20 protein-coding genes are annotated in these 25732 nt (G+C 71.8%); 17 read left to right on the top strand and 3 right to left on the bottom strand.

All coding sequences use genetic code 11. The annotated features are described in order from the left end of the window. Nucleotides 1–32 precede the first annotated feature (32 nt). Both B116_RS0100705 and B116_RS0100700 read left to right on the top strand, forming a co-directional pair. Nucleotides 33–908: an ABC transporter ATP-binding protein gene (locus B116_RS0100705; RefSeq protein ID WP_027658905.1), complete on the top strand. Its 876-nt coding sequence runs from the start codon at nucleotides 33–35 to the stop codon at nucleotides 906–908. Between the two features lie 75 nt (nucleotides 909–983). Continuing rightward, entirely contained in the window at nucleotides 984–1880 is an 897-nt protein-coding gene (locus tag B116_RS0100700; RefSeq protein WP_018723594.1) for a ribokinase, read from the top strand. Between the two features lie 69 nt (nucleotides 1881–1949). Here B116_RS0100700 and B116_RS0100695 read toward each other — a convergent pair whose 3' ends face one another. Together B116_RS0100695 and B116_RS0100690 are read right to left on the bottom strand one after the other, a co-directional pair. After that, complete coding sequence (locus B116_RS0100695; protein ID WP_026321966.1) at nucleotides 1950–2429, bottom strand: DUF6232 family protein; 480 nt, start codon at nucleotides 2427–2429, stop codon at nucleotides 1950–1952. 79 nt (nucleotides 2430–2508) lie between these two features. Then, nucleotides 2509–3030 carry a DUF6232 family protein gene (locus tag B116_RS0100690; RefSeq protein WP_027658904.1) on the bottom strand — a complete coding sequence of 174 codons (522 nt, stop codon included), beginning with the start codon at nucleotides 3028–3030 and terminating at the stop codon, nucleotides 2509–2511. Between the two features lie 97 nt (nucleotides 3031–3127). Here B116_RS0100690 and B116_RS0100685 point away from each other — a divergent pair, with 97 nt between their 5' ends. After that, on the top strand, nucleotides 3128–3901 hold the full coding sequence (locus B116_RS0100685) for an enoyl-CoA hydratase/isomerase family protein (protein ID WP_018723591.1): 774 nt from the start codon (nucleotides 3128–3130) through the stop codon (nucleotides 3899–3901). Between the two features lie 72 nt (nucleotides 3902–3973). Beyond that, nucleotides 3974–5596 (top strand): acetolactate synthase, encoded by a 1623-nt coding sequence (locus B116_RS0100680; RefSeq protein WP_027658903.1) that lies wholly within the window; start codon nucleotides 3974–3976, stop codon nucleotides 5594–5596. 6 nt (nucleotides 5597–5602) lie between these two features. On the opposite strand, the gene B116_RS0100675 is transcribed toward B116_RS0100680, so the two are convergent. Next, nucleotides 5603–6010, bottom strand: a complete 408-nt coding sequence (locus B116_RS0100675) for a PLD nuclease N-terminal domain-containing protein (protein WP_018723589.1) — start codon at nucleotides 6008–6010, stop codon at nucleotides 5603–5605. Nucleotides 6011–6074: 64 nt separating this feature from the next. On the opposite strand from B116_RS0100675, the gene B116_RS0100670 reads away from it, so the two are divergent. From B116_RS0100670 to B116_RS0100605, 13 genes are all read left to right on the top strand, one after another. After that, nucleotides 6075–6488: a hypothetical protein gene (locus B116_RS0100670; protein WP_027658902.1), complete on the top strand. Its 414-nt coding sequence runs from the start codon at nucleotides 6075–6077 to the stop codon at nucleotides 6486–6488. Between the two features lie 180 nt (nucleotides 6489–6668). Further along, nucleotides 6669–7448, top strand: coding sequence for an electron transfer flavoprotein subunit beta/FixA family protein (locus B116_RS0100665; RefSeq protein WP_018723587.1), 780 nt, complete (start codon nucleotides 6669–6671; stop codon nucleotides 7446–7448). 14 nt (nucleotides 7449–7462) lie between these two features. Beyond that, nucleotides 7463–8422 (top strand): electron transfer flavoprotein subunit alpha/FixB family protein, encoded by a 960-nt coding sequence (locus B116_RS0100660; protein ID WP_018723586.1) that lies wholly within the window; start codon nucleotides 7463–7465, stop codon nucleotides 8420–8422. 158 nt (nucleotides 8423–8580) lie between these two features. Beyond that, complete coding sequence (locus B116_RS0100655) at nucleotides 8581–11289, top strand: HAD-IC family P-type ATPase (protein ID WP_027658901.1); 2709 nt, start codon at nucleotides 8581–8583, stop codon at nucleotides 11287–11289. Nucleotides 11290–11379: 90 nt separating this feature from the next. After that, nucleotides 11380–12555 (top strand): cysteine desulfurase family protein, encoded by a 1176-nt coding sequence (locus B116_RS0100650; protein ID WP_027658900.1) that lies wholly within the window; start codon nucleotides 11380–11382, stop codon nucleotides 12553–12555. 146 nt (nucleotides 12556–12701) lie between these two features. Then, on the top strand, nucleotides 12702–13775 hold the full coding sequence (gene mnmA, locus B116_RS0100645) for a tRNA 2-thiouridine(34) synthase MnmA (RefSeq protein WP_188115980.1): 1074 nt from the start codon (nucleotides 12702–12704) through the stop codon (nucleotides 13773–13775). Nucleotides 13776–13826: 51 nt separating this feature from the next. Continuing rightward, complete coding sequence (locus tag B116_RS0100640) at nucleotides 13827–14834, top strand: uroporphyrinogen decarboxylase/cobalamine-independent methonine synthase family protein (RefSeq protein WP_027658899.1); 1008 nt, start codon at nucleotides 13827–13829, stop codon at nucleotides 14832–14834. 280 nt (nucleotides 14835–15114) lie between these two features. Then, complete coding sequence (ligA, locus tag B116_RS0100635) at nucleotides 15115–17250, top strand: NAD-dependent DNA ligase LigA (protein ID WP_027658898.1); 2136 nt, start codon at nucleotides 15115–15117, stop codon at nucleotides 17248–17250. A gap of 143 nt (nucleotides 17251–17393) precedes the next feature. Further along, nucleotides 17394–19802, top strand: a complete 2409-nt coding sequence (locus tag B116_RS0100630; RefSeq protein WP_027658897.1) for a putative bifunctional diguanylate cyclase/phosphodiesterase — start codon at nucleotides 17394–17396, stop codon at nucleotides 19800–19802. Nucleotides 19803–19981: 179 nt separating this feature from the next. Beyond that, entirely contained in the window at nucleotides 19982–20287 is a 306-nt protein-coding gene (gene gatC / locus B116_RS0100620) for an Asp-tRNA(Asn)/Glu-tRNA(Gln) amidotransferase subunit GatC (RefSeq protein WP_018220804.1), read from the top strand. After that, a complete protein-coding gene (gatA, locus tag B116_RS0100615) occupies nucleotides 20284–21759 on the top strand; it encodes an Asp-tRNA(Asn)/Glu-tRNA(Gln) amidotransferase subunit GatA (RefSeq protein ID WP_018723579.1) in 1476 nt (491 codons plus the stop codon). Before gatC ends, gatA begins: the two co-directional genes overlap by 4 nt. Before the next feature lie 13 nt (nucleotides 21760–21772). Then, nucleotides 21773–23272, top strand: a complete 1500-nt coding sequence (gene gatB / locus B116_RS0100610) for an Asp-tRNA(Asn)/Glu-tRNA(Gln) amidotransferase subunit GatB (protein WP_027658896.1) — start codon at nucleotides 21773–21775, stop codon at nucleotides 23270–23272. A gap of 95 nt (nucleotides 23273–23367) precedes the next feature. After that, nucleotides 23368–25725, top strand: a complete 2358-nt coding sequence (locus B116_RS0100605; RefSeq protein ID WP_027658895.1) for a transketolase-like TK C-terminal-containing protein — start codon at nucleotides 23368–23370, stop codon at nucleotides 25723–25725. Nucleotides 25726–25732: the final 7 nt, after the last annotated feature.

Genomic DNA, 25732 nt, shown 5'->3' with positions numbered 1-25732 from the left:
TTCGTTCCGGTATCTCGACTTCGGGGGCCCGGGTGTGGCGCACCGGTGCGTGGTTGGATGGAGTCGTGACTGGTGCCTTGATCCCCGGCCCCTCCGGTGCCGCCCCCGCCCCCGCTTCTGTGGACGCGGACTTGGTGGTCAGCCTTGACGGCGTGACCGTGCGTCGCGCTGGTGCGGCCCTACTGCACGACGTTGATTGGCAGGTCGAGCTGGACGAGCGGTGGGTCGTGCTCGGTCCCAACGGCGCCGGTAAGACCACGCTGCTCAACCTGGCCGGTGGTCGACTGCACCCGACCGCCGGGCTCGCCCACGTGTTGGGCGAGCAGCTTGGCCGTACTGACCTGACCGAGCTGCGGACGCGGATCGGCCTCTCCACCACCGCCCTCGCCGAGCGGATCCCCACCGAGGAGCGGGTCGTGGACGTGGTGGTGACCGCGTCCTGGTCCGTGGTGGGCCGCTGGCGGGAGGAGTACGACAGCGGCGACGAGACGCGGGCACGATCCCTGCTCGGCCAGCTCGGCGTCGGAGACCTCGCCGACCGCCGGTACGGCACCCTCTCCGAGGGGGAGCGTAAGCGGGTGCAGATCGCCCGGGCGCTGATGACCGACCCGGAGTTGTTGCTGCTCGACGAGCCCGCCGCCGGGCTTGACCTGGGGGGCCGCGAAGAGCTGGTGGCCCGGCTCGCGGAGCTGGCGTCGGACCCGGAAGCCCCGGCGTTGGTACTGGTCACCCACCACGTGGAGGAGATCCCGCCGGGCTTCACCCACGCGCTACTGCTGGGCGACGGGGCCGTGGTGGCGCAGGGCCTGCTGACCGATGTTCTCAGCGGGGACAATCTCAGCAAGACGTTCGGGCTGTCCCTGGTGGTTGAGCGGCACGGCGACCGCTACACCGCCCGCGCCGGTTAAGCCACGGCGTGGCCCGCGTCGGGCCCTAACTGGGTAGGGATCCGCAGCCCCAACCCGCACAACCGGAGGTGCTCGATGCCACAGACCCGGGTGGTTGTCCTGGGTAGCGCCAACATGGACCTCGTGGCGACCGCCGCGGCGCTGCCCCGACCGGGGGAGACGCTGCTCGGCACGGACTTCGTCATGGTGCCGGGCGGCAAGGGCGCCAACCAGGCCATTGCGGCAGCGCGGGCCGGTGCGGCCTGCACGTTCCTCGGCGCCATCGGCTCCGACGCCTTCGGCGTCACCCTGCGCGCCCGTATCACCGCGGCCGGAGTGGACACCAGCCAGCTGCGGGTCGTGTACGGCGCCTCGGGGGTTGCCCTGGTGATGGTCAACGCCGAGGGGGAGAACGCCATCGTGGTCAGTCCCGGCGCCAACGCCACGATGACCCGGCTGACCGAGCTGGAGCTGACCGCCGTACGTGAAGCGGATGTGCTGGTTGCCCAGTTGGAGATCCCGGTGGAGACCGTTACCGAGGCGGCGGTGGCGGCGCGTGCCGCCGGCACCCGCGTGGTGCTCAACGCTGCACCCGCCCGGACCGTGCCACCGGAGCTCTTCGCCGCCACCGACGTGTTGGTGGTCAACGAGAGCGAGGCGCAGACGTTCACCGGTCACGGTCGGGACAAGCCACAGGCATTACTGGAGCTGACCCCTCGAGCGGTGCTCACTCTCGGCGTCTCCGGCACCTGGTACGGCGACCGGGATGGCGGCTGCGTGCGGGTCCCGGCGGTGCCGGTCGAGACGGTTGACTCGACGGCGGCCGGGGACGCGTTCTCGGCCGCGCTCGCGGTCGGCTGGGGGGAGGGGCGCGACCTGGTGGACGCGGCGCGGTGGGCGACGGCGGCCGGCGCGGCGTGTGTCCGGCGGCTCGGCGCTTCGGTGGCGTTGCCTCGCCGGGACGAGATCGACGAGCTGTACCGACCGGGCTGACTCGTCAGCGCCGAGGGTCACGGCGGGTGGTGGCCGCGGCAGTCCGGGCGGGATGTTCTGGCCGCGAGGTCACCGGTCGTAGGTCTGCTGTTCGACGGCGCGCTGCACGGCGCGGTAGATCTGGCCGAACCGGAGCGCGTCCGGCGTGCGCAGGAGCAGTAGTTCGCGGCCCTGCACCTGCACCCACAGCTCGTGTACGCGGTTGCCCCGCTCGTAGGAGCGGTCCAGCCAGCCGAGCGGGATCTCCAGGAAGGGCGCCACGGCCAGTGCGAGCAGCAGGCACCCGGCGAGGGTGAGTAACACCGGCAGCCAACCTCGCTCCGGCGCCGACCAGACCAGTGAGAGTACGCAGACCACTGCCGCCAGCGGCGGCAGCGACAGCAGCAGCACCAGGACACTGCGGCTGAGCAGCCGCCCGCGGACGGCGAGGGTGGTTCGCCCTTTCGCGTGCCAGACGTATCTGATCTCAGCTATCGGCACCAAGAGCCCGCCCGACCGGATCGCCTCGGAGGTCACCTGCACCGCGTCGTCCCGGTAATAGAGGGTCATCATTAACTCTAACCGGGTTCGGTCGGTGTGGGTCGGCCCGGCTGGGCCGGGTGCGGGCCGCTGCTGCGGCGCTGCGCCGCTACGGGCTAGTGGCGCGGGAGCGGTCCGACCTCGCGGCCGGGGCGGGGTGCGGTGGTTGGGGAGCCGACTGGCCGGCTTCGATGGTGCGCTGCAGGGCGCGGTAGATCTGCCCGAACCGCAGCGCGTCTGCGGTCGCCAGTAGCAGCATCGGCCGGCCCTGCCAGCGGATCCAGATTTCCAGTCGGCGGCTGCCCCGGGCGTAGGAGCGGTCCAGGTGTTCGAAGAGAAAGTCGGCGACCGGCCCGACCGCGAGCCCGACCAGCACCGAGGCGCCGATGATGGCGATGGTGATGGTGGGGGAGCGGCCGAGCCAGAGCGCGAGCGCGATGCCGGCGACAGCGGCGACCAGCGGACCGGCCAAGGCCGCGCCGATCGCGCCGCGGCCTGCCAGCACGCGCCAGGAGCGGCTGCCACGGTGGTGCCACACAGCGCTGATCTCGGCCAGCGGGAAGGTCCGGCCCTCTACCTGGACAGCGGTGGAGGTGACTTGTATCGATTTATCGTGGTAATACGTGACCATCGCGGAACTCCGGGTGCCGGGGCTGGCGCCAGACTACGGCCCAAGCGGCTGGGCCGTAAGGTTGGCACGCGACTTCGACGAGGAAGTGAGGGACAGCGTGGGCGAGTTCGTGCGGCTGGAGATCAAGGACGGGATCGGCACCATCCGGTTGGAGCGACCGCCGATGAATGCCCTGAACACCCAGGTGCAGGAGGAGTTGCGCGCCGCGGCGAGCCAGGCGGGTGGTGACCCGGCCGTTCGCGCGGTCATCGTGTACGGCGGGGACCGGGTCTTCGCCGCCGGGGCGGACATCAAGGAGATGGCCGACATGTCCTACGTGGACATGTCCGAGCGGGCTGCCGCGCTCTCCAGCGCGCTGGGGGCGATCGCCCAGATCCCCAAGCCGGTGGTCGCCGCGATCACCGGGTACGCCCTCGGCGGCGGCTGCGAGTTGGCCCTCGCCTGCGACTGGCGGGTGGTTGCCGAGAACGCCAAGCTCGGCCAGCCGGAGATCAAGCTCGGCGTCATTCCCGGTGCCGGTGGCACCCAGCGGCTGGCCCGCCTGGTCGGCCCGGCCCGGGCCAAGGATCTGATCATGTCGGGCCGGATGGTGGACGCCGCGGAGGCGCTCCGGATCGGGTTGGTCGACCGGGTGGTCCCCGCCGCCGAGGTCTACGCCGCCGCGGTGGCCCTGGTGCAGCCGTACCTGACCGGGCCGGTGCAGGCCCTGCGCGCGGCGAAGCTGGCGGTCGACGGTGGCCTGGAGATGGATCTGACCTCCGGCCTGGCCTGGGAGAGTCAGCTCTTCGCGGCGCTGTTCGCCACCGACGACCGGCGGGAGGGCATGGCGGCTTTCGTGGCGAAGCGCAAGCCGGACTTCACCGGACGTTGATCCGGGGCGTTCCCATTCCGGCTACCGCTCGGTAGCGTATGTCCGGGCCTTCTGCGGGCAGGGGAGCTGGTCATGTCGGAGCGGATCGAGGGGCACGGCGGAACGCTCGCGCTTGCGGCACTGCGAGCACACGGGGTGCGGGAGATGTTCACCCTCTCCGGTGGGCACGTCTTCCCGCTCTACGACGCCGCGCACCAGCTCGGGTTTCCGATCTATGACGTCCGGCACGAGCAGTCGGCGGTCTTCGCGGCCGAGGCGGTGGCGAAGTTGCAGCGCCGCCCCGGCCTCGCCGTGCTGACCGCCGGACCGGGGGTCACCAACGGCATCTCCGGGTTGACCAGCTCCTTCTTCAACGCGTCACCGATCCTGGTGCTCGGTGGGCGAGCACCACAGTTTCGCTGGGGGGCGGGCAGTCTCCAGGAGCTGGATCATCTGCCGTTGGTGACCCCGGTGACGAAGCACGCCGAGACGGTGTCGCGCCCCGAGGACATCCCCCACGTGGTGAGCGTCGCGTTGACCACGGCGCTCACCCCGCATCGTGGCCCGGTCTTTGTGGACCTCCCCCTGGAGGTGGCCTTCTCGGTGGCCGACGCCGACCTGCCCGCCGTCGCTCCGATCGCCCCGATCGAGGCGGACCCGGCGGAGGTGACGAAGGCCGCTGACCTGATCGCCCGGGGTCAGCGCCCCGTGCTCATCGCCGGCTCCGACGTCTACGCCGGTGATGCCGTTGCTGCCCTGCGCGCGGCGGCCGAGGCCCTTGCGGTGCCGGTCTTCACCAATGGCATGGGCCGGGGCGCGCTGCCGCCGGAGCACCCGCTCGCCTTCGCCAAGTCCCGCCGGGTGGCGTTGCAGAACGCCGACGTGGTGGTGGTCGTCGGCACGCCGCTGGACTTCCGGCTCAACTTCGGCGACTTCGGCACCGCGGCGGTGGTGCATGTTGTGGACGCGCCGGCTCAGCGCGCCGGACACCGCCAGCCGACCGCCGCACCCGCCGGCGACCTGCGACTGATCCTCTCCGCGTTCGCCGACCACCCCGGCGACCGTGCCGACCACACGGAGTGGGTCGCCGAGTTGCGGGCCGCCGAGGAGGCCGCCCGCGCCCGCGACGCCGCGGAGATGGCCGCGGAGACCGACCCGATCCGGCCCGCCCGGGTCTACGGCGAGTTGCGTCGGGTACTGGATCGGGACGCGATCACCATCGGCGATGGTGGTGATTTCGTCTCGTACGCGGGCCGGTACCTGGAGCCCGCCCAGCCCGGCACCTGGCTCGACCCCGGTCCGTACGGCTGCCTCGGCACCGGGATGGGCTACGCCATGGGTGCTCGGGTGACCCACCCCGACCGGCAGATCTGCGTCCTGATGGGGGACGGTGCGGCCGGCTTCTCCCTGCTGGACGTGGAGTCGTTGGTCCGACAGCGGCTCCCGGTGGTGATCGTCGTCGGCAACAACGGCATCTGGGGGCTGGAGAAGCATCCGATGCGGGCACTGTACGGCTACGACGTCGCCGCCGACCTCCAGCCGGAGTTGCGTTACGACCAGGTGGTCCAGGCGCTGGGCGGTGCGGGCGAGACCGTGACGAAGGCCGCCGGTCTGGGGGCGGCGCTGCGGCGGGCCTTCGAAGCCGGGGTGTCATACCTGGTCAACGTGGTGACTGACCCGACTGACGCGTACCCCCGGTCGTCGAATCTCGCCTGAGGCGGGTCAGGCCTCGGGCCGCTTCTGATCACCGTCCCGGCGACGAAGGTCGTCCTCGCGGCGGCGCAGGTCCTCCTCCCAGCGGCGGAAGAGCTCCTGGTCGGCCCGGTTCTGGGTGCGTTCCTCGACCGAACGGAGAAACTCCGGGTCGTCGTCCGGGGCTATCGGGCGGCGCCGGCGCCCGGTGAGACCGTTGCCGGCCGGCCGACCGGCCCCGGGTTGACCGACTCTGGACTCGCGGCCGGCCACGAACCAGGCGATCGAGCCGACCAGTGGGAAGAAGAGGATGACCAGCACCCAGGCGATCCGGGGCAGGGCGCGGATGTCGCCCTCCTCGGCCGAGAGGCAGCTGATTAACGCGACGACGGCGAGGACGACCTGCGCGAGGAAGAGGAGAACGTACAGCCGAGCCATGACACCATCATGACGTACCCGTGGTTGTTGCCACACCCCAAGGAGGGCGTGACATTTACACTCCGTGATCATGGAGCAGCGGTTGACGGCCGAGGAGCGGCTGACTCTCAAGACGGGCGCCTTCGGCGCGGTCGCCCTTGTGTCGAATGTGGAGCCCGGTGTGCTGGCGTTGGTTCGGGAGAGCTTCGCCGCCTCTGCCGCGCTGGCCGACTCCAGTGGGGTGGTCAAGGCGGTGCTGACCAGTGGTCCCCTGCCCCGACTGCCGAGTGATTCGGAGCTTGAGATCGAATCCGTGGTGCTTCCGGCGTTGGCCCGGGCGGTGGCGATTCTGCGGGAGAAGTCTCCGCAGGACGTGCGGACCTACCGGGAGGTGGTATTGGCCGCTGCCGACCAGGCGGCCGGGGCGCACCGGGGCGTCACCCCGCAGGAGGCGGCGATGATCGAGCGTATTCGGGGTGCGCTGGTGGAGCCGGCCTGAGCCGTGTTGGTGAGCCGTGTCACCATACGGGCTCCGGAGCTCGAAGCTACTTGTGGGTAACATGATGTCGTGGGCAACCGCACAGCGTCCGCGGTTGACCGCGCGTTGAGTTACGCGGGAGGCTGCGCCCCAGACCGGGCGAGCGAATCGCACCAAATACAGGAGGGTCGTCGAAGCGCGATGAATATCGTCGTACTCGTCAAGCAGGTGCCCGATTCGGGCGCGGACCGCAACCTGCGTACTGACGACAACACCATCGACCGCGGTTCGGCGAACAACGTCATCAACGAGATGGACGAGTACGCCATCGAGGAGGCCTTGAAGATCAAGGAGGCGCACGGCGGCGAGGTCACCATCCTGACCATGGGGCCCGACCAGGCGACCGAGTCGATCCGCAAGGCGCTCTCCATGGGCCCCGACAAGGCCGTACACGTCCTGGACGATGCCCTGGCCGGGTCCTGCGCGGTGGCCACCTCCAAGGTGCTCAGCGCCGCGCTCGGGCAGCTGAACGCCGATCTGGTGCTCTGCGGTGCCGAGTCCACCGACGGCCGGGTCCAGGTCCTGCCGCACATGATCGCCGAACGGCTCGGCGTCGCCGCGCTGACCGGTGCTCGTAAGCTCACCGTTGACGGCGGCACGCTCACCATCGAGCGGCAGACCGAGGAGGGCTACGAGGTGGTAACCGCCGAGACCCCCGCCGTGGTCTCCGTCTGGGACACCATCAACGAGCCGCGCTACCCCTCCTTCAAGGGCATCATGGCCGCCAAGAAGAAGCCGGTGCAGACCCTGCCCCTGGGCGACCTCGGTGTCGCCCCGGCCGAGGTGGGCCGCGCCGGCGCGACCAGCGCTGTGCTGGAGCACAGCAAGCGCCCGCCGCGCTCCAGCGGCACGAAGGTCACCGACGAGGGCGCCGGCGGCACGCAGCTGGTCGAGTTCCTCGCCACCGAGAAGTTCGTGTGAGAGCAGGTCTGAACATGTCTGAGGTTCTCGTCGTCGTCGAAGCCACCCGGGAATTCGGCGTCAAGAAGGTCACCCTGGAGATGCTCACCCTCGCCCGTGGCCTGGGCACGCCCAGCGCGGTCGTGCTCGGCGGCCCCGGCGCTGCCGAGGCGCTGAGCGCGAAGCTGGGTGAGTACGGGGCAGCGAAGATCTACGCCGCCGAGAGTGCGGAGATCGACGACTACCTGGTCTCGCCCAAGGCCACCGTCCTGGCTGAGCTGGTTACCCGCGTGCAGCCCGCCGCCGTGCTGCTCGCCTCCGCCCAGGAGGGCAAGGAGATCGCGGCTCGGCTCGCGGTGAAGCTCGACAACGGCATCCTGACCGACGCGGTCGCACTGGACGCCGACGGCACCGCGACGCAGGTCGTCTTCGCCGGCTCCACCATCGTGAAGTCCAAGGTCACCCGTGGCCTGCCGCTGGTTACCGTTCGGCCGAACTCGATCACCCCGGAACCGGCCGCGGCCACCCCGGCCGTCGAGCAGCTCACCGTCTCGGTCCCGGCCGCCGACAAGCTGGCCCGGGTCGTCAACCGGGTCGCCGAGCAGAAGGGCAGCCGTCCGGAGCTGACCGAGGCGTCGGTCGTCGTCTCCGGTGGGCGTGGGGTCGGCACCGCCGACAACTTCAAGCTCGTCGAGGAGCTAGCGGACCTGCTCGGTGGTGCCGTCGGCGCATCCCGTGCCGCCGTCGACTCGGGCTACTACCCGCACCAGTTCCAGGTGGGTCAGACCGGCAAGACGGTCTCCCCGCAGCTCTACATCGCGCTCGGCATCTCCGGCGCGATCCAGCACCGGGCCGGTATGCAGACCTCAAAGACGATCGTCGCGGTCAACAAGGACGGTGAGGCGCCGATCTTTGAGCTCGCCGACTTCGGCGTCGTGGGCGACCTGTTCAAGGTCGTACCGCAGACCGCTGAGGAGATCCGCAAGCGCCGGTGAGTTAACTCGCCAGACCCGACCAGCGCCGGGAACCCCGACGGTTCCCGGCGCTGGTCGTGTCGGCGTCCGCCCACAACCGTACGGTCGCCGCGTCAACCTGCGAGGATGGCCTGCGTGCCCCGCACGCACCCCGCCGAGGCAGGGAACGAGGAACGCGGATGTCGAGGACGCCCGACCGGGGCCACCATGCGTTGGCTCTGCACGAGGTCGTGCTGCTGCTCGAGACCGACACTGAGCGCGGCTTAAGTGACGCGACGGCGGCCGACCGCCGGGAGCGCTTCGGGGCCAACGTCCTGCCGGCCGCCACTCGCGGCGGCCTGCTCCGCCGGCTGCTCCGCCAGTTCCAGAACCCCCTCGTGTACGTGTTGGTGGGTGCCGGCCTGGTCACCCTGCTGCTCGCCGAGTACGTCGACTCGGTCGTGATCTTCGGTGTGGTCCTGGTCAACGCCCTGGTCGGGTTCCTACAGGAGTCCAAGGCCGAGGCCGCGCTGGACGCGTTGCGGTCGATGGTGCGGACCGAGACCCGGGTGGTCCGGGACGGTCAACCGCGGCGGGTGCCGTCGGCGGAGGTCGTCCCCGGCGACCTGGTGCTGGTCGAGGCGGGGGAGAAGGTCCCCGCCGATCTGCGCCTGGCCCGCGCCGATGAGGTCAGGGTCGACGAGTCGACCCTGACCGGTGAGTCGCAGCCCGTCCGCAAGGACGAGGTCGTCGTCCCGGACGAGACGCCGGTGGCCGATCGTCGGAACGTGCTCTACTCCGGCACGCTTGTCACCGGCGGCTCGGCGGCCGGTCTGGTCATGGCCACTGGGGCCGAGACGGAGCTGGGTCGGATCCACCGCCTGGTCGGTAGCGCCCAGGTGTTGGACACCCCGCTGACGGCCAAGCTGGCTCGCTTCAGCCGGCTGCTCACCGTCGTGATCCTGGTGCTCGCCGGGGTGGCCTTTGGAGTCGGCATCCTCCGGGGGGAGAGCGGTAGCGAGATGTTCACTGCCGCCGTGGCGTTGGCGGTCGGGGCCATCCCGGAGGGGCTGCCGGCGGCGGTGACGATCACGCTGGCGATCGGGGTCGGGCGGATGGCTCGTCGGCAGGCGGTGATCCGGCGGCTGCCGGCGGTGGAGACGCTGGGCAGCACGACGGTGATCTGCACGGACAAGACTGGCACCCTGACCGAGAACCAGATGACGGTGCGGAAGCTCTGGACAGTCGCCGGCCAGCACGAGGTCACCGGCAGCGGATACCAACCAGCCGGTGAGATCCGAGGTCCCGACGGAGAGGTCGCCCGGATCTCCGATGCCGGGGCGCTGCGCTGGTCGCTACTCGCGGGGGTGGCCTGCAACGACGCCCGGCTGGTCGAGCGGGACGAGGAGTACGTGGTGCTCGGCGACCCGACCGAAGGCGCGATGCTGGTGGTGGCGGCCAAGGGCGGCCTCTGGGCCGCGGCGGTGGCCGACGAGCTGCCCCGGGTCGCATCGATCCCGTTCACCTCGGAGCGGCAGTTCATGGCGACCTTGCACGAAACCCGGGACGGCGGACGGGTGGTGTTGGTCAAGGGCGCGGTCGAGCGGCTGGTGGAGTGGAGCGTCGCGGCGCTGGACGAGCAGGGGCAACCGGTGCCACTGGACCGGGACGAGGTGCTGGCCGCCGCCGAAGCGCTCGCCGGCGAGGGGCTACGGGTGCTGGCCACAGCGCAGGTCCGGGTGGACGGTGCGGCCGAGCTGGCGGAGCAGGAGCTGCCCGGCAGCCTGGTCCTCACCGGCCTGCACGCCATGCTTGATCCGCCCCGGGCCGCGGTCGCTGCGGCGATCGCCGCCAGCCAGCGAGCCGGAATCTCGGTGAAGATGATCACCGGTGACCATCAGAGCACCGCGTGCGCCATCGCCGGTCGCCTCGGCCTGTTGGACGCGGAGCCGGGGTCCGGCGCGGTGCTCTCCGGCGCCGACCTCGCGCGGCTCTCGCCTGCCGACCGCCCGGCGGCGGTGGACCGGGCGGCGGTCTTCGCCCGGGTGTCGCCGGAGCAGAAGCTGCGGCTGGTGGAGGCGTTGCAGGCCGATGGGCAGGTGGTCGCGATGACCGGGGACGGCGTCAACGACGCGCCGGCCCTGCGGCAGGCCGACATCGGGGTGGCGATGGGACGCAGCGGCACCGAGGTGGCCAAGGAGGCCTCGGACATCATCCTCACCGATGACGACTTCACCACGATTGAGGCGGCCGTCGAGGAGGGGCGGGGCGTCTTCGCCAACCTCACCAAGTTCATCACCTGGACGCTGCCCACCAACGCGGCGGAGGGCATGCTGGTCCTCGTCGCCATCGTGCTCGGCACCGCGCTGCCCATCCTGCCCAGTCAGATCCTTTGGATCAACATGACCTCGGCGGTGCTGCTCGGGCTGACGCTCGCGTTCGAGCCGAAGGAGAGCGGGATCATGTCCCGGCCGCCCCGAGATCCGGCCCAGCCGCTGCTGACCAGCGCTTTGGTGATGCGGATTCTGCTCGTGTCCGCACTGGTCGTGGCCGGTGCCTGGTGGGTGTTCGAGTGGGAGCGCAGCGGCGGCGCGGAGCTGGCGCAGGCCCGTACGGCGGCGGTGAACCTCGTCGTCGCCGTGCAGGTTTTCTATTTGTTCAGCTGTCGCTCGTTGCGTCACTCGGCCTGGCGGCTGGGGCTGTTCACCAACCGCTGGCTGATCGGTGGCGTGCTGCTGCAGGCCCTCGGCCAGGTGGCGCTCACCTACCTGCCGGTGCTGAATACGCTGTTCCGGACGGCACCCATCGGCCCCGGAACGTGGCTGCGGATCCTGGGTGTCGCCCTCGTGGCCGGTGCCGTCGTGGCACTCGACAAGCGGTTCGGCTGGTTCGGCCGTCGGCTCGGTTGAGCTGCGCTGGCGCGCCCCGCGGCGCGACTCTTCCCGCGGCAGGCCCGCCGGCCTCCGGCCGACGCAGATCGGGTCGTTAGGCTGGCTCTGATGGCTTACCTGGATCACGCGGCGACCACTCCAATGCTCGACGTGGCGTTGGAGGCGTACGTCGCCACCGCCCGTGAGGTCGGCAACGCCTCCGCCCTGCACGGGGCGGGCCGCCAGGCCCGTCGCCGCGTGGAGGAGTCGCGTGAGCGGGTGGCCGCCGCGCTGGGTGCCCGCCCCGCCGAGGTGATCTTCACGGGGGGCGGTACCGAGAGCGACAACCTCGCGGTCAAGGGCATCTTCTGGGCCCGCCGGTCCGCCGATCGCCGGCGGACGCGGGTGGTGTCCAGTGCGGTGGAGCACCACGCGGTGCTCGACGCCGTCGACTGGCTGGCCGCGCAGGAGGAGGCCGAGGTGAGTTGGCTTCCGGTCGATGCCCTCGGCCGGGTCAGCCCACAGCAGCTTCGCGCCGAGTTGGCCGCTGCCGCCGACCAGGTGGCGGTGATCACGACGATGTGGGCCAGCAACGAGGTGGGTACGGTCCAGCCGGTCGCCGAGTTGGCCGCGGTGGCTGCCGAGCACGGGGTGCCGCTGCACACCGATGCGATCCAGGCGGTCGGTCAGGTGGCGGTGGACTTCGCCGCCAGTGGCGTCTCGGCACTCACTGTGACCGGGCACAAGCTCGGCGGGCCGGCTGGGGTGGGTGCCCTGGTGCTCGCCCGGGACGTCGCGGTGACCCCGCTGCTGCACGGCGGTGGCCAGGAGCGGGACGTCCGCTCGGGGACCTTGGACACGGCCGGAATCGTCGCTTTCGCGGTCGCCCTGGAGACGGCGGTCCGGCACCAGCAGGAGTACGCGGCCCGGGTTGCTGCCCTCCGAGACGACCTTGTGACACGGGTGCGGCAGGCGGTGCCGGAGGCGGTGCTCAACGGTGACCCGGACGATCGTCTGCCCGGCAACGCCCACTTCTCCTTTCCGGGCTGTGCGGGCGATGCGCTGTTGCTCCTGCTCGACGCGCAGGGCATCGCCTGCTCCACCGGCTCGGCGTGCTCGGCGGGGGTCGCCCAGCCGAGCCATGTGCTGCTCGCGATGGGGGCCGACAGCGCTCGTGCCGGCTCCTCGCTGCGCTTCACGCTCGGCCACACCAGCACGCCGGAGGAGGTCGACGCGCTGATTGCGGCCCTGCCGGAGGCGGTCGACCGGGCCCGGCGGGCCGGTAGCCTCAGCGCTTCGCGCTGATCCCAGCGCCGCACGGCGGCAGCGATTCGCTCCGTAGGCGCCGTCCGGGCAAGCGGGGTGTGCTGGGTTTTGGGGGCGGCGGCCGGGGTGGTTACGCTCGTCCGGGCACCACCGCGGTGCCCGACGGCGTGGGGAAGGTGGTCGGGGTGCGGGTGCTGGCGGCGATGTCGGGCGGCGTGGACTCCGCGGTCGCGGCGGCGCGGGCCGCCGAGGCGGGGCATGACGTGACCGGGGTGCACCTGGCGTTAGCCCGCAACCCGCAGACCTATCGCACCGGCGCCCGGGGCTGCTGCACGCTGGAGGACTCCCGGGATGCCCGGCGGGCCGCCGACGTGCTCGGCATCCCGTTCTATGTGTGGGACATGGCCGAGCGGTTCCAGGCCGATGTGGTGGACGATTTCGTCGCCGAGTACGCGGCCGGCCGTACCCCGAATCCCTGCCTGCGCTGCAACGAAAAGATCAAGTTTGCCGCGGTGCTGGACCGCGCCGTGGCCCTGGGCTTTGACGCCGTGGTCACCGGTCACCACGCGCGGCTTGGCGCCGACGGGTTGCTGCGCCGTAGCGTCGATCTTGCCAAGGACCAGTCCTACGTGCTCGGCGTGCTCACCCGCGAGCAGCTGAGCCGGTCGATGTTCCCGCTGGGGGATTCGACGAAGACGCAGGTCCGAGCGGAGGCAACCCGGCGCGGCCTGGCGGTGGCCGACAAGCCGGACTCGCACGACATCTGCTTCGTCGCCGACGGCGACACCCGCGGTTTCCTCGCCCAGCGGCTCGGTGCGGCGCCGGGCGATGTCGTCGACGGCGACACCGGCGAGGTGGTGGGCCGGCACACCGGGGCGTACGCCTACACCGTCGGGCAGCGGCGCGGGCTGCACCTGGACCGCCCGGCCCCGGACGGTCGACCCCGCTACGTCCTGTCGATCACTCCGAAGACCAACACGGTGACGGTGGGCCCGGCCGAGGCGTTGGCGGTGTCGCAGGTGCAGGCGCGGCGCCCGGTGTGGATCGGCGGGCCCCGGCCGGCTGATCCGGTCGAGTGCGAGGTGCAGTTGCGCGCGCACGGTGACGTGGTGCCGGCGACCGTGGCGGTGACCGGCGACGGGCTCCGGGCCGAGCTGCATCAGCCGGTCCGCGGGGTGGCGGCCGGCCAGGCGATCGTGGCCTACCGCCCGGACCCGGCGGGCGACATCGTGCTCGGCTCCGCCACCATCGCCGCCTGACCCACCCGGGTGGCCCGGCGGTGGTCGTCCGGAATCGGATAGTCTTCGACCGTGAGTGATCAGCCGTGGCCGTGGCCCGCGGGTGCGGCGACCGGTGTCGGGTCGCTCCCCGGCACCGACATCGCGGAGGCCCAGCGGATCGCCCTCGGTGAGCTGCCCCTCCTCCCTCACCTGCCCGAGTTGCCCGCCCGTGGCCCGGGCGCGGAGCTGATCGGCCGGACCGCCGGGTTGTTGGTGGAGTTCCCGGTCGAGCTCTACGCCGCCCGTTGGCGCGTTGCTTCCCGCTCCGGTCGGGATCGGCGCCGGGCCCGGGACCTGATGGAGCGGGATCTGGACCAACTCGCCGCGCAGGCCGAGGCGTACGCCGGGCCGGTCAAGGTCCAGGTCGCCGGGCCGCTGACCCTCGCCGCGGCGGTGGAGCTGCCGGTGGGTGGCCGGTTGGTACGCGATCCCGGCGCGGTGCGGGACCTGGCCGACTCCCTGGCTGAGGGGGTGCGCGAGCACGTCGCTGCCGTCGCGCGCCGGCTACCGCGGGCCTCGGTGCTGCTGCAGCTGGACGAGCCGTCGTTGCCGGCGGTGCTCGCCGGGCGGGTGCCGACCGAGAGCGGGTTCGGGACGTATCAGCCGGTGGAGCCGGGCCGCGCCCGCAGCCTGCTGCGTGCGGTCATCGCCGCCGCTGGCGTACCGGTCGTGGTGCACTGCTGCGCCCCGGACGTGCCGCTGGAGCTGATTCGGGAGGCCGGTGCGGTCGGTGTGGCCCTCGATCTCGACCTGGTCACCGACCTGGACCCGCTGGGTGAGGCGATCGACGCCGGGCTGGGCCTACTGGCCGGCGCCGCGCCCACGCGACCGGCGGCGGCCGACAACCCACCGACGTCGGCGCGGGTCGCCGAGCGGGTGGGCCGGCTCTGGGATCGGCTCGGGTTCCCCCGCCGGCAGCTCGCGGAGCAGGTCGTCATCACGCCGGCCTGCGGGTTGGCGAACGCCACTGGAGGGCACACACGGGCGGTCCTGGCCGCCTGCCGGGACGCGGGACGGCGGTTGAGTGAGCCGGGGTGAGCGGCACGGTCCGCGGGTGCTGCCGGACTCGGCTAACCGCCCCTCGCTGGTAGCTTGGCTGCCCCTCGCCAGTAGCTCTGGCTGCCCTCGCCGGTAGCTCGGCTGCCGGAGTGGCCGGGCTGGGCCCGGCGTGGCCTCGCCGTCGCTGGCGGTCAGGCGTGGCCTTGTCGGCGTCGGGATGCGCTGCTGCCGCCGTCGCTGGCGCGGGCGGGTGGGCGGCGCAATGTCCCACCGCCCCGATACGGTTCCCGGGTAGCGGGAAGAATGGGAGGTCAGGGCGATGTCCGAGGATGCCATCGGCCAGCAGGTTCCTGCGGAGCAGGAGGCGGCGGCCGGCGCGGAGCCGACCCCGGCGGCGCGCGAGCGGCATGCGACGCTCAGCCGGGAGCTGACCGAGCACCAATACCGCTACTACGTGCTCGACGCGCCGACCATCTCCGACGCGGCCTTCGATGAGCAGCTGCGGGAGCTGGCGGGGCTGGAGACGGAGTTCCCGGCCCTGCGCACGCCCGACTCTCCGACGCAGCGGGTGGGGGGCGCCTTCTCCACCGATTTCACCCCGGTGGCGCACGCCGAGCGGATGATGTCGCTCGACAACGCCTTCTCCGACGAGGAGCTGGCGGCCTGGGCCGAGCGGGTCGAGCGGGATGCCGGTGGCCCGGTTCCCTACCTCTGCGAGCTGAAGGTGGACGGCCTCGCGATCAACCTGACCTACGAGCAGGGGCGCCTGGTCCGGGCCGCCACCCGCGGGGACGGCCGCACCGGCGAGGACGTGACGGCGAATGTCCGCAGCATTCGGGATGTGCCGGGGGAGCTGACGCCGTCGGCCGAGTTCCCGGAGATTCCGGGTTTCCTCGAGGTCCGCGGTGAGATCTACTTCCCGGTCGCCGGCTTCGCGGACCTGAACGCCGGACTGGTCGAGCAGGGGCGAGCGCCCTTCGCCAACCCACGCAACGCGGCCGCCGGCAGCCTGCGGCAGAAGGATCCACGGGTCACCGCGTCCCGGCCGCTGCGGCTGGTCGTGCATGGCTTCGGGGCCCGCCGGGGCTGGGCCCCGAGCACCCAGTCCGAGTCGTACGCGGCGTTGCGGGCCTGGGGGCTGCCGACCAGCGATCGGTGGCGGGTGGTGCCGGGGCTGGCCGGCGTCGCGGAGTACATCGCGCACTACGCCGCGCACCGGCACGACGTCGAGCATGAGATCGATGGCGTGGTGGTGAAGATTGACCCGGTGGCGATTCAGGGCCGGCTGGGTTCGACGAGCCGGGCGCCGCGTTGGGCGATCGCGTTCAAGTACCCGCCGGAGGAGGTCAACACCCGGCTACTCGACATCGACGTGAACGTCGGGCGCACCGGCCGGGTCACTCCCTTCGCGGTCCTGGAGCCGGTTCGGGTGGCCGGGTCGACGGTGGCGCTGGCCACCCTGCACAACGCCCGTGAGGTGGAGCGTAAGGGGGTGTTGATCGGCGACACGGTGGTGATCCGGAAGGCCGGTGACGTGATTCCCGAGGTGCTTGGCCCGGTGGTCGAGCTGCGCCCGGCGCAGGCCCGGCCGTTCGTGATGCCGAGCAGGTGCCCGTGCTGCGACACCCCGCTGGCTCCGGCGAAGGAGGGCGACATCGACATCCGTTGCCCCAACACGCGTAGCTGCCCGGCTCAACTCCGGGAGCGGGTCTTCCACCTGGCTGGGCGGGGGGCCTTCGACATTGAGGTCCTGGGTTACAAGGGGGCCGCCGCGTTGCTTGACGCCCAGATCATCACCGATGAGGGCGATCTGTTCACTCTCGACACCGCGCAGTTGGCGCGGTCCCCGTTCTTCGTCAACAAGGACGGCAGCCTCGGCAGCAATGCGGTCAAGTTGCTGGAGAACCTGACCGTGGCCAAGGAGCGCGAGCTCTGGCGGGTGCTGGTGGCGCTCTCCATCCGGCACGTCGGCCCCACCGCGGCGCAGGCCCTGGCTCGGCACTTCCGGTCGGTCGAGGCGATTGACCAGGCCGGGGAGGAGGAGCTGTCGGCTGTTGAGGGAGTCGGGCCGACCATCGCGGCGAGCGTGCGGGAGTGGTTCGCCGTGGGTTGGCACCGCGAGGTGGTGCGGAAGTGGGCAGAGGCCGGGGTGCGGATGGCGGAGGAGGCCGTCGAGGAGGGGCCGCGCCCCCTGGAGGGGGTGACCGTGGTGGTGACCGGGACGCTCGCCGGCTTTTCCCGGGACCAGGCGGCCGAGGCGATCAAGTCGCGCGGCGGCAAGGTCACCGGCTCGGTCTCGAAGAAGACCGCCTTTGTGGTCGTCGGTGACAATCCTGGGACGAAGGCGGACAAGGCGACGAGCCTGAAGGTGCCGGTGCTGGACGAGGAGGGCTTCCAGGTGCTGCTCGACGCGGGTCCCGAGGCTGCTCACGCGGTGGCCCGGGTCGAGGGCTGACCGGCGGCCGCAGGCGCGCATACCAACTTAATTACGACTACGACTGATTCGTGACTGTCGTACGGGGATTTCTGGCTCCTGGGGCGTTACATGGGGGGCACGGCGTACGCATGGGTGCGCCGACCTGACCCGCGGGAGGTGTGATGGCGACGGCCGACCCGCGCAACTTCGTCCCACCAGGACGGAGCGCGCCGTTCTTCGCCTTCGTGGCGGTGGTCCTCGCCTTGGCCACGCTGACGTCGGTGGGTCCGTTGCTGGCGCTTCCCGACCAGGTGTTCCAGCTGCCCGCCGCCTTCTGGACCATGGCGGTGCTGGCGGTCGCCGGAGACGCCCGGCCGTTCCTCCCGCCGGGCCGGCGGCAGTCGTCGGCGGTGTTTCCGTCCACCTGCTTCACCTTCGCCATCCTGCTCGGCTGGGGGCTGGGCCCGGCGGTCGCCGTGCAGGTGGTGGCGGTCGTGGTATCCGGGTTCCGATCGGGGCACGCCAGCTGGCGAATCGCCTTCAACGCCGGCCAGTACGCCTGCGCCCTCGCCGCCGCTGGTGTTCTCATCGGCCTCGGCCCGGGCGACCTCTTCGGTGGCGGGCAACTGAGCTGGACCGACGTGGCCGCGGTCAGCGGCGCGATGCTCGCCTGGTTCGCGGTCAACCACGGGCTGGTCAACTCGGCGGTGTGGCTGCGCTTTGGGGTGCGTTGGCGGCCGGGGATGGGCCTCGAGCTGCTCTCCACCGGTTCGCTGCTGCTGCTCGCGCCGGTGCTGGTCACTGCGGCCCAGGCGAGTGCAGCGCTGGTCCCGCTGGTGTTGGCGCCGCTGTTCGCGGTCTATCAGATGGTTCGGCTCAGTGCCGAGCAGCAGCAGCTCTCCGCCCTCGATCCCCTCACCGGCCTGGCCAACCGAAAGGCACTGGTCGCCGAGGTCGGTGAGGAACTCCACCGGCACGCGGAGCGGGCGGCGGATGGTTCGGCGCCGGCCCGAATGGCGCTGCTCCTGCTCGACCTGGACCGGTTCAAGCACGTCAACGACGCGCTCGGGCACGCTGTCGGCGATCGCCTGCTGGTCGAGGTGAGTGCCCGGCTGACCGAGGTCGCCGGCGGGGACCTGGTGGCCCGGCTCGGCGGGGACGAGTTCGCCATCGTGTTGACCGGGCTGACCGATGTCGCCGAGGCGCGCACCCGGGCCGACCAGGTGGTGGCCGCGTTGGCCGAGCCGGTCACGCTGGACGGACTGCCGCTGGATGTCGGCGGGTCGATCGGGGTCGCGCTCTTCCCCGACCATGGTGAGGACTTCACCACCCTGATGCGGCACGCCGATGTGGCGATGTACGACGCGAAGCAGCGCAACGACACGGTCGCCGTCTACGTGGCCGAGTCCGACCACAACTCTGCCGAGCGGCTCGGTCTCCTCGCCGACCTGCGTCGGGTACTCAGTTCCGGTCTGCGCCCGGATGCGGACGGCGGCGGGGCGGACCCGGAGCGCAACGGTTCGACGTTCCCGGTGATCGGTGGTGCCGACGCGGCGCTGCCCGGCACGGGCGGGCCAAGCCCGGGCCGGTGGTCGCTGTGGGGTCGACGGCAGCGCGTACACCTGGTCCACTCCGACGAGCTGATCCAGCAGATCGTCACCGCGGCCGACCCGATTCGTCGCCGCACCACCGTCGGCCCGGCCGGACCGCCGGCCTCCAGCGGGACCGTTGATGACGTCGCCGAGGGAGCCGGAGGGCCGGAGCTCAGGGCAGCGGTGGGACGCGCCGGCGGGCTGGCCGACCCGGCCGGCGCGGGTGAGATCACCATGTACTACCAGCCGCAGGTCGACATCGCGACCGGCGAGGTGGTCGGGGTCGAGGCGCTACTGCGCTGGCGCCATCCCCGGCGCGGGATGGTCGACCCGGAGGAGCTGATCCGGGTGGCCGAGCAGAGTGCGGTGATGCGCCTGCTCACCTTCCGGGTCATCGATGACGTGCTGACGCAGCTGGCGCGGTGGCAGGCGGCGGGTGTGCTCCTCCGGGCGGCCGTGAACGTCAGCGTCCGGGACCTGCACACCGGGGAGATCGCCGACCGGATCGCGGAGCAGCTTGCCCGGCACGGCATACCGCCGCAGCGCCTCCAACTGGAGATTACCGAGGGGGCGCTGATGGCCGACCCACGGCGGGTGCTCGCCACCATCACCCGGCTGCACCGGCTCGGCGTGGGGATCGCCCTGGACGACTTCGGCACCGGCTTCTCTTCCCTGCAACACCTACGGCGGCTACCGCTGTCCGAGGTGAAGGTGGACCGCTCCTTCGTGCTGGGGATGACTGAGGACGCCGACGACGCGGCGATCGTCACCTCGGTGGTCGAGTTGGCCCGGGCACTCGGGCTGCGGGCGGTAGCCGAAGGGGTGGAGGATGAGCGGACCTGGCGGATGCTGCACGCGATCGGCTGCGACGCCGCGCAGGGCTGGTTCTACGCCCGGCCGATGCCGGCTGAGGAGCTTGTCGCCTGGCTGGCCCGGTATCGTCCGGTCCGCCCGACGGCGGGCCCGGAGGCCGCCGTCCGGCCCCGCCCCGCCCGTTGACCGTCAACTACCCGCCGGCCCCGCCGTCGAGGGGGGAGCCGAGGCAGCGGCGTCGAGGGGGGAGTCGAGGCAGCGGCGCCGGGAGGGAGCAATAGACTCGCTGCGGTCACCGCGGGTAGCGCAGCACCGCCCGCGGTCGGCGCGGACAGATCAGCAGGACAGCCACGAAGGGGGCACCGATGGCCGCCATCTCCCGCGAGGAGGTCGCGCACCTGGCGCGACTGTCGCGGCTCGCCGTGACCGAGGAGGAGCTGGCTACCCTCGCCGGCCAACTCGACGTGATCCTTCAGGCAGTCGCCCAGGTCGGCGAGGTCACCGCGGCGGACATTCCGCCGACGTCGCACTCCGTGCCGCTGACCAACGTGCTGCGCGATGACGTGGTGGCGTCGTGCCTGACGCCCCAGGAGGCGCTGTCGGGCGCTCCCGACGCCGCTGAGCAGCGGTTCCGCGTACCACGGATTCTGGACGAGGATGTGGCTTCATGACCGACCTGACCAGCTTCTCCGCCGCTGAACTCGCCGGCCTGGTGGCGCGGGGCGAGTCCTCGGCGGTCGAGGTCACCCAGGCGCACCTGGATCGGATCTCGGCCGTTGACGACCGGGTGCACGCCTTCCTGCACGTTGATACGGAGGGTGCCCTCGCCGCCGCCCGGGACGTGGATTCGCGCCGCGCCGCCGGCGAGCCGCTCGGCCCGCTGGCCGGGGTGCCGGTGGCGGTCAAGGATGTGCTCACCACAAAGGGCGTACCGACCACCGCCGGGTCGAAGGTCCTGGCCGACTGGCGCCCGCCCTACGACTCCACGATCGTGCGGCGGCTGCGGGCGGCCGGCACGGTGATGTTGGGCAAGACCAACATGGACGAGTTCGCGATGGGCTCGTCCACCGAGTACTCGGCCTTCGGGCCGACCCACAACCCGTGGGACCTGAGCCGGATCCCAGGCGGCTCCGGCGGCGGCAGCTCGGCCGCCCTGGCCGCGTACGAGACGCCGCTGTCGATCGGGTCGGACACCGGCGGTTCGATCCGGCAGCCCGGTGCGGTCACCGGAACCGTCGGCGTCAAGCCCACCTACGGGGGGACCTCCCGGTACGGCCTGATCGCCTTCTCGTCCTCGCTGGACACGCCCGGCCCCTGCGCCCGTACGGTGCTGGATGCCGCGCTGCTGCACGAGGCGATCGGCGGGCACGACCCGCTCGACTCAACCTCGATCCCCGCGCCGGTGCCGGACGTGGTGGCTGCCGCTCGCCTCGGCGCCAGCGGCGACCTGACCGGGGTTCGGCTGGGCGTGGTCCGGGAGTTCGCCGGGGAGGGAGCCGAGCCGGGCGTGCTGGCGGCCTTCCGGGCGGCGGTGGAGACGCTTACCAAGCTGGGCGCCGAGGTCGTCGAGGTCTCCTGCCCGCACTTCCAGTACGCGCTGCCGGCCTACTACCTGATCGCCCCGAGTGAGTGCTCATCGAACCTGGCCCGCTTCGACGGGGTCCGGTTCGGCCTGCGGGTCGGTGACGACGGCACCCGGTCGCTGGAGGAGGTCATGTCGGCGACCCGGGAGGCCGGTTTCGGCCCGGAGGTCAAGCGCCGGGTCATGCTCGGCACGTACGCCCTCTCCTCGGGCTACTACGACGCGTACTACGGTCAGGCGCAGAAGGTTCGCACGCTGATCAGCCGGGACTTCACCACCGCCTTCGACCAGGTCGACGCCCTGATCTCGCCGACGACGCCGTTCGTCGCGTTCCCGGTCGGGGCGCGCACCGCCGACCCGTACCAGATGTACCTGGCCGACCTGTTCACCATTCCGAGCAACCTGTACGGCGGGCCGGGCATCTCGGTGCCCTGTGGCCTCGCCGACGGGCTCCCGGTCGGCCTGCAGGTCATGGCACCGACGATGGCCGACGACCGGATGTACCGGGTCGCGGCCGCGCTGGAGAGCGCCGTCGGCCCGTTCACCCCACCGGCACTGTGAGGCAGGAGCACCGATGACGACGACACTGCCCGCGTACGACGAGGTCGTCGCACGCTACGAGCCGGTGATCGGCCTGGAGACCCACGTCGAGTTGGGCACGAACACCAAGATGTTCTGTGGTTGCCCGACCGACTTCGGTGGGGCGCCGAACACCCGGGTCTGCCCGGTCTGCCTGGGGCTGCCCGGCTCGCTTCCGGTGGCCAACCGGGCGGCCGTGGAGGCGACCATCCGGATCGGGCTCGCATTGAACTGCTCGATCGCGCAGTGGTGCCGGTTCGCCCGGAAGAACTACTACTACCCGGACATGCCGAAGAACTACCAGATCAGCCAGTACGACGAGCCGCTCTGCGTGGACGGCTACCTGGATGTCGAGGTTAACGGCGAACCGGTGCGGATCAGCATCGAACGCGTGCACATGGAGGAGGACACCGGCAAGACCCTGCACGTGGGCGGGGCCACCGGCCGCATCCACGGCGCGACCGAGTCGCTGGTCGACTACAACCGGGCCGGTATCCCGCTGGTCGAGATCGTCACCAAGCCGATCCCCGGCGCCGGCGCGATGGCGCCGGAGGTGGCCCGCGCGTACGTCACCGAGCTGCGCGACGTGCTCCGTTCGCTCGGCGTCTCCGACGTCCGGATGGAGGAGGGGTCGCTGCGCTGCGACGTCAACACCTCCCTCAACCTCCCGGGTGAGCAGTGGGGCACCCGTACCGAGACGAAGAACGTCAACTCGCTGCGGTCGGTGGAGCGCGCGGTGCGCTCGGAGATGATCCGGCAGGCGTCGGTGCTGGCGGCTGGCGGCCGGATCACCCAGGAGACCCGGCACTTCCACGAGGACACCGGGGAGACCACCTCCGGCCGGTCCAAGGAGACCGCGACCGACTACCGGTACTTCCCGGAGCCGGACCTGGTGCCGATCGCGCCGGACCCGACCTGGGTGGCCGAGTTGAAGGCCGCGCTGCCGGAGTTGCCGCGGCTGCACCGGCGTCGGCTCCAGCAGGAGTGGGGCCTGTCCGACCTGGACATGCAGTCGATCCTGAACGCTGGTGCGGTCGAGCTGATCGAGGCGACCATCGCGGCCGGCACCACCCCGACCGCCGCCCGCAAGTGGTGGCTGGGCGAGCTGTCCCGCCGGGCCAACGAGACCGGGGTGGAACTGGCCGACATCGGCGCCACCCCAGCGCAGGTCGCCGAGTTGCAGGGCCTGGTTGACGCCGGCAAGCTCACCGACAAGCTGGCCCGTACGGTGCTGGAGCACGTGGTCGCGGGAGAGGGCTCGCCGGCCAAGATCATGGCCGACCGCAATCTGGAGGTGGTCTCCGACACCGGCGCGCTGACCGCCGCGGTGGACGAGGCGATCGCCGCCAACTCCGCCATCGCCGACAAGGTCCGCGGCGGCAAGGTGGCCGCGGCCGGTGCCCTGGTCGGCGCGGTTATGAAGACCACCCGTGGCCAGGCTGACGCAAAGACCGTGCGTGAGCTGATCCTGGAGCGCCTCGGCGTCCAGGGCTGACGTGCCAGGCAGGCCCTCCGGCTGGTACGGCGGAGGGCCTGACGCCGTGCCCACCCCTCGGAGGGCGCCAACGGCGGCGCCCGGATGGAGTCCCCGTGAACCAGCACGACCTCGATGTCCTCGACGAGATCCAACGCCGGGTGCTGTGGCTCGCCACCCGTATTGTGGACGCGGCTAACCACGACCGGGACACCGGCGACGGGGTGAAGGTCGGCGGGCACCAGGCGTCGAGCGCCTCGCTGGTCACCGCGATGACGGCGCTGTGGTTCGCGCACCTCGACGCCGAGGACCGGGTCGCGGTGAAGCCGCACGCCTCCCCGGTGTTCCACGCCATCCAGTACCTGCTCGGCAACCTGGACCGGTCGTACCTGACCCGGCTGCGTGCCCGGGGCGGCCTTCAGTCGTACCCGTCCCGGACGAAGGACCCGGACGAGGTCGACTTCTCCACCGGCTCGGTGGGGCTGGGCGCGGCGGCGCCACTCTTCGCGGCGGTCACCCGCCGCTACGTGGACGCGCACTTCGGTGCCCGTCCCCGGTCCCGGTTCGTCGCCCTCATCGGCGACGCCGAACTGGACGAGGGCAACATCTGGGAGGCGGTCGCCGACCCGGCCACCGCCGGGCTCGGCAACGTGATGTGGCTGGTCGACTTCAACCGCCAGTCGCTGGATCGCGTTGTTCCGGGCATCCGGATCGACCAGTGGCGGGGCCAGTTCGAGGCCGCGGGCTGGCACGTCGTGGAGGTCAAGTACGGTCGTCGGCTCGCTGCCGCGTACGCCCGTCCGGGCGGGGCGGCGCTGCGGGACTGGATCGACGCGATGCCGAACGAGCAGTACCAGTCGCTCTTCGGCCTCGCCGGGCCGCTGCTGCGCAAGCAGTTCCTCGACGGCGCGCCGGCGGGAATCGCGGAGTTCATCGCCGACATCCCCGACGACGAATTGGGGCCGCTCGTCACCGACCTCGGCGGGCACGACCTGGCGGCGATGCTGGATGCCTACGCCCAGTGTGACGCGGTCACCGACCGGCCCAGCGTGGTCTTCGCGTACACCGTGAAGGGCTGGGGGCTGCCGATGGCCGGCAACCCGCGGAACCACTCGGCACTGCTCACCACGGCGCAGGTGGACGCGTTGCGGGCCGCGCACGGCCTCACCGGGGACACCGAGTGGGACCGGCTCGACCCGGCGTCGGCGGCCGGTGTCCGGGCCGGAGAGCGCCGGGAGGCGCTGTCCCGGGCGCCACGCACGCGGGCGCTGGGCGTGCGCGTCCCGGAGACGACCCGGGTACGCGCGAACAAGCCGCTCTCCACCCAGGAGGTCTTCGGCCGGGTGCTGGTTGACCTGGCCCGTGACCCGCAGGTCGGGCGTTACCTCGTCACCACCGCGCCGGATGTGGCCACCTCGACCAACCTGGCCGGGTTCATCAACCGGTCCGGGGTGTTCGCGCCCACCTCGCAGCGCGCGTGGTCCGAGGACCGGATGCTGCGGTGGACGGAGAGCCCGGCCGGCCAGCACATCGAGCTGGGCATCTCGGAGATGAACCTGTTCCTGCTGCTCGGGCAGCTCGGTCTGGCCTGGGACCACTCCGGGCAGCCGCTGCTACCGGTGGGCACCGTGTACGACCCGTTCGTGCTGCGGGGCCTGGACGCCTTCTTGCACGGCACCTACTCCGGCGCCCGGTTCGTGGTCGCGGGCACTCCCTCGGGAGTCACCCTCGCGCCGGAGGGGGGCGCGCACCAGTCGACGCTCACCGCCAGCGTCGGCCTGGAACTGCCCGGGGTCACCTTCGTCGAGCCCGCCTACGCCACCACCCTGGACTGGCTGCTCTGTGACGCGTTGGGGCAGATCGCCGGGGGAGCGGCACCGACCGCGACCGCCGCGCCCGGAGAGGACGGCGGATACTACTTCCGGCTCAGCACCCGCCCGGTCGACCAGGCTCCGTTCGCGGCGGCCCGGAGCCGGCTCGGCGACGCGGTGCTGCGTCGGCAGGTGCTCGCCGGTGCCTACCGGCTGGTCGACGCCCACCAGGCGTACCCGCAGCTCGCCGATGCCCCGGTCGTGCAGCTCGCCGCCTCTGGCGCGGTCCTGCCTGAGGTTCTGGCCGCCGCAGCCGAGCTGGCCGAGGAGGGGATCGCCGCGCACGTCGTGGACGTCACCAGCCTGGACCGCCTCTACCGGGCCTGGCAGCGGACCCTGCGCCAGGGGGTCCGCACCGCTACCGTGCCGAGCGTTCCGGGCGCGTTGCGGTCGGCGTTCGTCGACCGGGTGCCGGTGGTCACCGTGCACGACGCCGCGTCACACGCGATGGCATGGCTCGGCTCGGCGGTCGGTGCCCCGGCGGTGCCCCTTGGCGTGGACGAGTTCGGTCAGTCCGGCAGCGTCGCCGAGCTGTACGAGCTCCACGACCTGCTGCCGGGCAGCATCGTCAACGCCGCCCTCGCCGCGCTCTCCCTGCGCTGACCCGATC

This window comes from Salinispora fenicalii (assembly GCF_000514815.1).
Taxonomy (GTDB): Bacteria; Actinomycetota; Actinomycetes; order Mycobacteriales; family Micromonosporaceae; genus Micromonospora; species Micromonospora fenicalii.
Note: the sequence above shows the minus strand (reverse complement) of the source record. Positions and strands in the feature narration are given on the sequence as shown.